Origin of the sequence: Vibrio sp. Vb0304 (assembly GCF_033338995.1) — a bacterium.
Lineage (GTDB): Bacteria > Pseudomonadota > Gammaproteobacteria > Enterobacterales > Vibrionaceae > Vibrio > Vibrio alginolyticus.
The window spans coordinates 644-1,253 of the sequence record NZ_JAWOTT010000193.1; the positions used below are offsets into that span (position 1 = coordinate 644).

Consider the following 610-nt stretch of genomic DNA (forward strand, 5'->3'; position numbering starts at 1 on the left):
CCACTTCTACCCATTTTAGGCCGAGATCAATTGCAGCTTGAACGCTGACTTTTGTATTTTCTGGGAACGAGCCGGCAACGCCGCGGTGACCAATTAACAGAGTTTCCATTTTGTTTGCCTTCTTGAATGAGATGTCCAGATTGTACTCGCTTTTGGCCGTTGATATAGAGGTGAAAGGCTTCTTCAGGGCGGTAACGTCACGATTCAACGGTGTAATTTTCACCAGACAAGCATGGTGCGGAAATGAAAGACTAGATTGGTAACAGATTCTGAGCTACAAAATGACGTTGGACTTTTATGCTCTTGCCGCTCATTTTTAAAGAGCGACGTATCTTTCAAGAGCCGCATTTTTCAGGGAGCGTAAGATGAAAATTGGTGTGATTGGCGCTGGCGCCGTTGGAGTTGGTGTTTGCAATTATTTGCTCACGCTAGGCAGCGTCAGTGAACTTGTTCTGTTAGACCAAAACTTAGAAAGAGCTGAAGGGGAAGTCTTCGATTTTCGTCACACAGCGGCGTTAACCTTTTCCAAAAATACCCGCATTATTCCCTCAGATGATTACCTCGATTTGTTAGGTGCCGATATTGTTGTGATAACGGCAGGTGCGCAAAT

The 610-nt window shown here is 45.1% G+C and carries 2 protein-coding genes; one reads left to right on the forward strand and one right to left on the reverse strand.

The window, feature by feature from the left end; all coding sequences use genetic code 11:
* On the reverse strand, positions 1 to 109 hold a 109-nt coding region (locus R7P35_RS24910), incomplete at its 3' end, for a glycerophosphodiester phosphodiesterase family protein (protein ID WP_411978894.1).
* Between the two features lie 256 nt (positions 110 to 365).
* On the opposite strand from R7P35_RS24910, the gene R7P35_RS24915 reads away from it, so the two are divergent.
* Positions 366 to 610: lactate/malate family dehydrogenase (locus R7P35_RS24915; RefSeq protein ID WP_411978893.1), on the forward strand; the 245-nt coding region annotated here is incomplete at its 3' end.